Genomic DNA, 11,075 nt, shown 5'->3' on the forward strand with positions numbered 1-11,075 from the left:
TATATTTCGGGAGTGTTGATGCATTGAAACATGAAATTGAGAATATTTACACATTAACACCGCTACAGGAAGGAATGCTTTATCATGCCCTTCTTGATCCTCAATCCACAGCGTATTTCGAACAACTTACTTTCACTTTGCAAGGTCAAATTAATATTTCGCAGTTTGAGAAGAGCTTTAACATGCTAATCCAGCGATATGAAGTATTAAGAACTGTGTTTGTATTTAAAGAATCAGAACAACCCTTGCAGGTTGTTCTGCAGAATGTTGACACTAGCATTCATGTTATCGATATGACCGAATTTGAATATGAGGAACAGCAAGATGTTATATCACAATTTAAGCAACAGGATAAGAAGAATGGATTTGACCTTCAACAAGATGTGTTGATCAGGTTGGCACTTCTCCGCACTGGCGCTGAAGAATACAAGGCGGTAATGAGTTTCCCTCACATTATTATGGATGGCTGGTGCCTGGGTATTATTGCCACTGAATTGTTTGGGATTTATTCGGCCTTAGAGCAAGATGTCCCTGCACCGTTGAATGATAAGTATCCATATAGTGACTATATTGCTTGGTTGGTGAAACAGGATCAAGAGAAAGCACTGCAATATTGGTCCGATTATTTAATCGATTTCGAAGACCAGACCCAGGTTCCTATGCAACATAAATCGCTAGCAGAGCAAGGATTTGAGTACAGAAGACATTCATTTCAATTTAGTAAGGAAGTTACTCGGGGGTTGGAAAAACTCGCAGTTGACCATCAGGTTACATTAAGTACGGTCTTCCATGTCATGTGGGGGATGTTAATGCAGAAATATAATCACATAGATGACGTTGTGTTTGGAACAGTTGTTTCAGGTAGACCTTCTGAGGTTGCAGGTATAGAAGATATGGTTGGATTATTTATCAATACAGTACCCTTGCGTGTGAAAATAAGCGAGGGAACGTTGTTCTCTGAGCTCTTACAAGATGTGCATGCGGCAATGATAGAGGCGAACGTAAATAGTCACGTTTCATTAGCAGAAATTCAGTCTTTCACCGATCTGAAACAGCACTTAATTCAACATATTGTCGTATTTGAGAATTATCCGCTAGATTCCTCGCTCCTTAATGACAGTGGAGAGGGGAACAAGATCTCTATCTCGGATTTCGAGATGGAAGAGCATGCGAATTACGATTTTGATATATCCGTTTTTCCGCAGGAAGAATTGGAAGTTCAATTCACTTACAACGGTTTATTATACGAAGAATCCTTTGTTCAACGGATCGAGGGACATCTGATGCAGATGGCACATCAGATATTAAGAGATGCCGATAAAGAAGTTTCAGCTATCGATATCCTAACAGACAATGAAAGAACTCAGATTCTGCAGGGATTTCATTTAAATGAACCGGAATATCATCTGGATAAGACAGTCTCACAGCTCTTTGAAGAGCATGCACGTATCCAACCTCATGCGATTGCAACCCGATATCGGGGTACCCACTTGACCTATGATGAATTAAATAAAGAGGCCAATTGCCTTGCGAGGTGGCTAGTCAATCAGGGTGTCCAACGAGGGGATTTTGTGGGGATCATGATGAAACGCTCACCACTGATGCTGAAGAGCATTCTAGCGATCTGGAAAGCAGGAGCCGCATATATTCCACTGGATGTCCATTATCCCGAAGAACGCATTATTTCCATTATGGAAGATTCCAATGCAGCCCTGTTGTTGACGGAATCAGACTGTGGATCGGAATCATTACAACAACGATATGGTACAAAATGGGTCGAATTAGACATCAATAATGAACATAATAGGCATGAGAATTCAAGCAACCTGAATCTTCCAGTTGATCTTCGTGATCTAGCCTACTGCTTGTTTACATCAGGTTCAACAGGTCAACCGAAAGGAGTGATGATAGAGCAACTGGGGATGCTGAATCATATTATGGCTGAACGGGATGCTCTTGAATTATCCAACCAACTCATCTTTGCGCAGAATGCCAATCATTGCTTCGATATATCTGTTTGGCAATTCGTATGCGCGCTAGCATTGGGTGGGACGACGAGTATTATTCCTGACGAGATCGTATTGAATCCACAGCAATTCATTGAGTTGATTCATTCAGACAAGATAACTTTACTTGAGGTTGTTCCATCCTATTTATCCTTGCTAATGGACCATATTGAGCAACAGTCAATCCATCTTGATCATCTGGAACTTCTCATGATTACTGGGGAAACGGTGACACCAACAATCATACAGAGATGGTTCAGTTTATGTCCACATATTCCAATAATCAACGCTTATGGACCGGCTGAAGCTTCTGATGATGTATGCCAATATAGACTAGATCGCTCTCCAATAGGAGTAGAGAAGATTTCAATTGGAAGGCCCTTATCTAACATTCAAATGTACATTGTAGATCAGCACATGCAGTTATGTCCTGAAGGAATCACGGGTGAGATTTGTGTGAGTGGGATTGCAGTGGGCAGGGGATATTTGAATCAGCCTGAGAAGACATTGGAAGTGTTCCAAGATGATCCATTTGCTAATCAATTGGGTGTACGTATGTACAGAACAGGAGATTTAGGCAGATGGTGTGTAGATGGTCAGATTGAGTTTGAAGGCAGACGTGACCATCAGGTTAAGATTAGGGGATTTCGTATCGAATTAGGGGAAATTGAGAACACTCTATCTTCCCATACGAATGTTAGAGAGGCGGCAGCTGTAGCGTGGCAAGATGCAGGTGATCATTATTTATGCGCTTATTTCACAAGTGACCAAGAGATACCCGAGAACGAGATTAAATCGTACCTAAGCCACTTTCTACCAGAGTATATGATACCTGTTCATCTCATCCGTCTGGAAGAGATACCTTTGAATATGAATGGTAAAATTGACCGAAAAAGGTTACCGCGTCCAGTCGATAATGCTAAGCCTATGTGGATTGCTCCACGTAACGCAACAGATGAATTATTGTGTGGTATCTGGAAAGACGTGCTAGGCCAACAGCTTGCTGGAATTCAGGACAATTTCTTCGATTGCGGTGGACATTCCCTAAAGGCAATTATTATGGTATCCAAAATTTATAATCAATTAAATGTAAATGTAACCGTTCGTGATATATTCCGGCTCCCTACTATTCAGGAATTGTCTGATTATATATCTGAATTGACCGAAAGTATCGTTGAATCTATTCCTGTTATGGAACAACAAGCCTTTTATCCAGTAAGTTCAGCTCAAAAAAGGATGTTCATTCTTTATGAGTTAGAAGATCATAATAGTGTCGCATACAATATGTCAATGACATATCTAGTTAAGGGTGAATTGGACTGGGAACATTTCGAAAAATCCGTACAAGCACTGATTCGACGGCATGAAGTGTTGAGGACACAATTTGAGACGATAGATGATGAAATTGTGCAAAGAATACTGTCTGAAACTCCATTTGATATACAGAGAACGGATCTATCGAAATCACCGAACCTGATAGACAACGTGATTCAATCTTTCGTCCGACCTTTTAATCTGTGTCAAGCACCACTACTTCGAATTAAAGTCGTACAAACTGAAGATAACGAATACTATCTATTGGTCGACATGCACCATATTATTTCAGATGGACTAACAGGTCAGATCATTGTCCAAGAATTAATAGATATTTATCAGAATAAGGCATTGTCTCCGTTAACGATTCAATACAAAGACTTCGCAAAATGGCAGCGAGATCAACTTAGCTCAGATGTGATGAAAGAACATGAGACTTACTGGTTGCGACAATATTATGGTGAGTTACCGCTGTTGAATTTACCACTGGATTACCGGAGACCCGCCCGCCAAAGTTTCTCAGGGAGAACCCTTAGCTTCAATACCGGGAAGGAGTTAGCCAAGCAACTTCAGGATCTTTCTGTTCAACAAGGATCAACGTTATTTAATGTTCTACTTGCTGCATATCATGTGATGCTGTCGAAATATTCAGGTCAGAATGACATCATAATAGGAGCACCTGTCACTGGAAGAAATCATCCAGAATTACATAACATGTTAGGGATGTTTGTGAATACAATTGCTTTGCGAATAATATCTAACCAGGATACATCGTTCAGGAAATTTCTGAAAGAAGTAACTGAGCACACGCTTCAAGCAATTGAACATCAGGATTATCCATTTGAGCAACTGATTGACCGAATAGATGTGACACGTGATACTAGCCGCAATCCCTTATTTGATACCATGTTCAATCTATTTGATGCGGAAGATCAAGAGATTCTTCTAGATAAAGCGAGTATCACTCCTTATCAACGGGACAATGATGTGGCTAAATTTGATTTGCTAATGGATGCATATGAGGACAAAGGAAACATCTATTTCGATTTCCAATACTGCACTGATCTATTTAAAGAAGAGACGATTAACCAGATGTCGAAGCATTATTTATGGATACTGAAGGAACTTGTAAGTAATCTGGATATCTCACTTCGTAAAATTAGCTTGTTGTCGGAAAGTGAGAAGAATCGGATAGTCCAGCAGTTTAATGGTAAGAAAGTGTCATACGATTACAGTAGGAATGTGGCTGAGCGCTTCGAGAAGCACGCTGCGGATTGGCCAGATCGTATCGCTGTCATATTTGAGGAAACCAGAATTTCGTATGGGCAATTGAATGAGAGAGCGAATCAACTTGCTTCTTACTTACTAAATATTGGGTTTGGGCAAGGGAAGGTTGCAGCGGTGATGTTGGATCGCAGTCCACATTTTGTGGAAAGTGTGCTTGCGATTTGGAAAGTGGGAGGCGCTTATGTTCCTATTGATCCAGCTTACGGAAATGCAAGACAAGAGAATATTCTAGCCGATTCAGGAGCTGATGTGTGGATAACGACAACTGAACATCATGGAACTGGTCAAGCAGAATTTGATCAAGGGCAACTTATATACCTCGATCAGATTGAAGAGCAATTATTATCGGAATCTGCTGATAATGTTAACATTCCAGTGAATATTCACGATCTATCCTATATTTTATTTACGTCTGGATCAACGGGTAAACCCAAAGGAGTCATGATTGAGCATCTTGGAATGTTAAATCATATTCTGGCAGAAGCTGACGAATTAGGTCTTGATGAAGGGCTTGTGTTTGCACAAAATGCCAACCAATGTTTCGATATTTCCGTATGGCAGTTCTTCGGACCGCTTGCTCTAGGTGGAACGACAGTAATCTATTCCAATTCACTTATCTTGGATGTGGATTCATTCATGCAGCGAATGGATGAAGACGGTGTGACATTGTTAGAAGTAGTACCAACCTATCTTTCTGTCATGATGGACGTGATCGAGAGGAGAAAAGACTTACTGTCTACACTTCGTACGCTGATTATTACCGGCGAGGCTGTGAAGCCTGAAATGGTGAAGAGGTGGTTCATGCTATGTGAACATATTCCGATGGTCAATGCGTATGGACCTGCTGAAGCGTCGGATGACAGTGTTCAATACATGATGAAAGACTCACCCAAGGATGCACAACTTATTCCAATAGGTAAGCCGATCGCGAATATGACTGCCTACATTGTGGACGAAATGATGAGTCTTTGTCCTGTAGGTGTAATCGGTGAGATTTGTCTGGCTGGTATAGGTGTCGGAAGGGGATATATCCATGATCCAGAACGCACTCGTGCATCCTTCATGATCGATCCGTATGCAGAAGAGTCGGGGCAGCGTCTTTATCGTACTGGTGATAGAGGAAGATGGCTTCCCGATGGATCAATTGAATTTTATGGTAGACAGGATTATCAAGTGAAGATTCGTGGATTTCGAATTGAATTAGAAGAAATAGAGGCTGTACTTCTTCAACAAGATAATATAAAAGAGGCTGTTGTCATGGCTTTAGATGATGATGGAGGAAATCCTTATTTATGCGCTTATATGACATCGACAGTAAACATTGATTTACAAGCAATGAGAGTTGAACTTTCTCAGCTATTACCGGACTATATGATTCCACCATATATTATATGTTTGAGTACGATGCCCCTGCTGGATAATGGGAAAATAGATCGAAAATCATTGCCGAAACCGGATCGAAACATGGTCGTTGGTAATGAAGTAATTGAACCTATCGATGAGATGGAGCTTCTACTGGTCGAGATATGGCAGGAAGTATTAGGTATCGATAAGTTGGGGACGAACCATAACTTTTTCGAACTTGGTGGCGATTCGATTAAGGCAATACAAATCTCGTCTAAATTAAATTCGCGTGGGTTTCAATTGAAAATCAAGTATCTATTCCAGTATCCGCAAATCAGACTTTTAAGTAAATGGGTGAAGCAAGATGTCAGAGAAATTGACCAGGGGCTTGTAGAAGGAGAAGTATTATTAACTCCGATTCAGCACTGGTTCTTCGATAATAAGTTCGTGCATCCTCACCATTGGAATCAATCGGTTATGTTATTTAATCCTGAGGGGTTTGATGCAGAGAAGGTGCAAGCAGTATGGTCACATATCATGCTACATCATGATGCACTTCGTATGGTATATGAGCAAGTGTCGGACATGATCCGACAATTCAATCGAGGGATGGACATTCCGGTACTGGACCTTGAAATCATTGACGTCAATCATGCTGCGGATGCCATTTCTGAAATCAATCATGCTGTAGAAGTAATTCAATCGGGGATAGATCTCAGTACAGGAACTCTCGTGAAACTAACCTTATTTCACACCAATCAGGGAGATCATCTATTCATAGTGATACACCATCTGGTCGTAGACGGTGTATCATGGCGAATCCTCTTCGAGGACTTTACGACTGGATATATGCAACTGATTCGTAATGAAGAGGTTGTGTATCCTAGCAAAACTGATTCCTACAAACGTTGGGCAGAAGAGTTGCACAAATATGCAAATAGTAAAGCTATGACTCGTGAAATCCCATACTGGAGTCAAATAGAGAATAGGGTAGTTCCGACTTTGGCGAAGGACTTTACTAGAATGGATATTCGAGTGAAATATAATAACATCCGTAGCTTCCAACTGTCTGAGAATGAGACTGATTTACTATTAGGTGCTGCTCATACAGCTTATGGGACGGAAATAAATGATCTGTTGTTGACTGGCCTTGGGATGGCCATTCAAAAATGGGCGGGGCACGATCAGGTAGTAATCTCACTTGAAGGTCATGGTAGGGAAGAGATGATTGAATATATCAACATCAGCAGAACTGTAGGTTGGTTTACATCGGTTTATCCGGTTGTTCTAGATATGAATGGCTCGGATAATATGTCATTACTAATCAAAAGGGTGAAGGAAAACCTACGTCGTATTCCGAATAAAGGGGCTGGATACGGCATTCTTAAATATTTGACAACGAAAGAGAATAAACAAGGATTGATATTCTCATTGAAGCCTGAGATTAAATTTAATTACCTGGGACAATTCGATACAGATGTTAACACGGAAATATTTCAAGTATCTCCCCTTACTTGCGGGATGAATGAGAGTCCTGAAGATGAACGAGAAGTAGCTCTGAATATCAGCGGCTTAATTGAGAATGGGGCTTTACACATATCGATCGAATACAACACCAATGAATTCACGGATACAAACATAGGTTTGTTCGTAGAGGAATTCCAAGATGGGTTGTCCCAAATTATCAAACATTGTATTACGAAGGAAAGTAAGGAACTGACTCCTTCGGATGTAGGCGACGATAACTTATCCTTTGAAGAGTTGGATGAAATCCTGATGTTCTACAGCAATAAAGAGTGAGGAAAGGCCTTACTATTGTGAGAAGGAGTGAGCCAGGTGCAGAAATTATCTGTCAAGAGTGTTTATAATTTATCGACGATGCAGGAAGGTATGTTGTTCCACGCTTTGTTGGATCCAGAATCTCCCGCGTATTTTGAACAGTTCTTATGCACCATTCACGGAGAGCTAGATGTTCATTTACTTGAACAGAGCTTTAATATTCTTATTGAGAAATATGATGTTCTTCGAACTAATTTTATGCACGAGAACTTAAAGAGTCCCAAGCAGATCGTATTCAAAGAACGAAGTCTAAAGATTCATTATCTAGAGCTTTCATCCAAGTCAGAACAGGAAAGTAAGCAGGTTATTGAACAATATATCATTCAAGACAAACTTCAGGGCTTTGATCTAGTGAAGGATATGCTGATCAGGCTTGCAGTGTTCAAAATGGGGGAAGGACGATACCAAGTCATATGGAGTTACCACCATATCATAATGGATGGTTGGTGTTTGAAGATATTACTCCAGCAATGGCTTGAGTTGTATGTACTCCTTGCCGAAGGTCGCCCTATAACTATGGGAGAGGTTAGACCTTACTCAGAATATATCCAATGGCTGGATCAACAAGATACTCAAGAAGCTGAACAATTTTGGCGTCACTATCTTAGCGGGTACTCTCAGCAGGCTTCATTACCTACGTTACCCCTAGGAGAAGGAGATACACGATCGAAGAATGTGGAGTATCAACAGATCGATCATTCTTTTTATATTCAAGAGGATGTTGCGCATAAGCTTGAGAGAGTTGCTAAGAAATATCAGGTCACACTGAACATGCTACTTCAGACGGTATGGGGAGTTCTTCTTGGGAAGTATAACAGGACGGAAGATGTAGTGTTTGGTGTTGTGACTTCAGGTCGGCCTGCCGAAGTTGAGGGTATTGAAGAAATGATTGGATTGTTTATTAACACGATTCCGGTACGGGTCCGATGGAATTGGAAAGAGACATTTGCTGAACTGCTTAAGAATGTACAACAAGTCGTTATAGATTCACAAAATTATGATTATTACCCACTGGCAGATATTCAATCTTGTTCTGATCTATCACGAAATTTAATTCATCACCTGTATGGTTTTCAGAATAATTCTGATCAGGAGAAATCGGTATTGCGAGGAATCGAATCGCATTTCTCGATTGATGAAGGCAGTGATTTCGAACAATCGAATTATGATTTCAATATTATTATTAGTGCGAGCCAGGGATTGGAAGTCAATTTTAAATACAACGCTAACGTTATGCATCCACAGATAATACATAATATGGAGGAGCATTACCGTCACCTACTTAAACAGGTAAGTGATAATCCAGAAATATTGATCTGTAATATGGAACTTATTACTGATGATGAAAAAAAGGAAATACTGGATCAATTCAATGATACATGTATTCCGTATGAGCTCCATGAGACATTTATTCAGCATTTTGAGACCCAAGTATTCAAGACTCCAGATCAACTTGCCGTTGTATTTCGCGACCAGCGATGGACATATAAGCAGTTGAATGAAAAGGCTAATCAATTAGCACGTTGGCTGATGGAAAAGGGTGTGACGAAGAATCAGATCGTTGCCCTGATGTTGGATCACTCGTCCGAAATGATTGTAGGCATACTGGGGATAGCTAAGGCTGGAGCAGTTTTTCTACCTATCGACCATCAGTGTCCTACTGAACGCGTGAAATTCATGATGTTGGATAGTCAAGCTACATTACTTCTCTCTAGACAACGTTGGCTACAGGGAGCAAGTTGGGAGACTGAAAACGCGGATATTGATGAGATTTCTCTTGATACATATGAGACTACCAATATTCCTAGTACTAGTAATCCTTCGGATCTAGCATATATTATCTATACTTCTGGATCGACGGGTCAACCTAAAGGGGTCATGCTGGAACATCGATCTCTGTTGAATCAATCATTATGGCATGCGGAGTATTACAAAATTACGGAAGAAGACCGCTGTTCCAAATATATAGGGTTCGGATTTGATCCTTCAGTGATAGAGATTGTTCCTCCCTTGATTGTAGGGAGTGTCATTGAAATTATTCCAGAAGAGCTTCGATTAGATGTATTCGAATTAAACAGGTATTTGGAGGAGCGGGGCGTCACGGTTGTAATTCTCCCAACACCTATGTGTGAACAATTGATGAGGCTAGATAACCATTCGTTAACGAGAGTGATCACGGGTGGTGATAAACTGAAGTCATTTAGAGAGACTGGATATCAACTCTACAACAATTACGGTCCTACTGAAAACACCATTGTCACCACCTCCTTTAAAGTAGACCGGCTATACAATAATATCCCCATTGGACAGCCAATATCCAATGTCAGAACTTATATTGTGGATAATAACGACTGTTTGCTTCCAGTAGGAGTACTTGGTGAGTTGTGCATCGCAGGAGTAGGACTGGCTAGAGGTTATCTGAATCAGCCGGATCTAACCTTACAATCGTTTGTGCTTGATCCGTACTATCCGGGTGAACGGATGTATCGTACAGGAGATCTATGTAGGTGGCTACCAGATGGGAATATTGAATTCATTGGACGAATCGATCAGCAGGTCAAGATCAGAGGCTATCGTATTGAATTAGGAGAAATCGAATGTCGCTTGATCCAACAACCGGAAGTTAAGGAAGCGGTAGTTACGGTATTTGATCATATTAATGGTGAGAAGATGCTGTTTGCGTATATCGTGTGCAACATCTCTGTGACGACAAACCAAATTAGACGTAATTTGGCCAAAGAGTTGCCGGAATATATGATTCCAACCTATATGATGTTCTTGGATCAGATGCCTTTAACCGTGAACGGAAAGATCGACCGTAAAGGGTTACCTCAGCCTACGGTTCCTGAAGAGGAAGGAAAGGAAGATACGATACCCCGAAATGATATAGAAGCTAGACTTATTGAAATTTGGAAGAACGTATTGGGGGTCAGCAAAGTTGGGGTTTACAGCCATTTTTTTAATCTCGGTGGAAATTCCTTAAGCGCTATTAGGCTGGTATCTGCGATTAAGAAAGAACTTCAATCCAGCATACTATTGCAGGAAATATTTCAGAATCCTGTACTTTCAGATATGGCAAACCAAATCAGTGGGGAAGATAATGACTACTCCTCGATTGAGCCAGCTGCTCCCGCAGATTACTATCCTGTATCGTCAGCACAAAAGCGGTTGCTCATTGTAGAACAATTGGAAAGTGTAGGAGATGCGTATCATATTCCTGTGCTATTACGCATCCGTGGTGAGCTGGACTTGCATAAGTGGAAACGAACAATACATCAAATAATT

The 11,075-nt window shown here is 40.7% G+C and carries 2 protein-coding genes; both read left to right on the forward strand.

The window, feature by feature from the left end:
• The first annotated feature begins 23 nt into the window (after positions 1 to 23).
• Positions 24 to 7,751 carry an amino acid adenylation domain-containing protein gene (locus AC1D7X_RS05075; protein ID WP_495474763.1) on the forward strand — a complete coding sequence of 2,576 codons (7,728 nt, stop codon included), beginning with the start codon at positions 24 to 26 and terminating at the stop codon, positions 7,749 to 7,751.
• A 36-nt stretch (positions 7,752 to 7,787) separates the two neighbouring features.
• Positions 7,788 to 11,075 (forward strand): non-ribosomal peptide synthetase (locus tag AC1D7X_RS05080; RefSeq protein WP_495474764.1); only part of this gene is annotated, 3,288 nt, incomplete at its 3' end.

Source organism: Paenibacillus sp. Y568 (assembly GCF_059445545.1).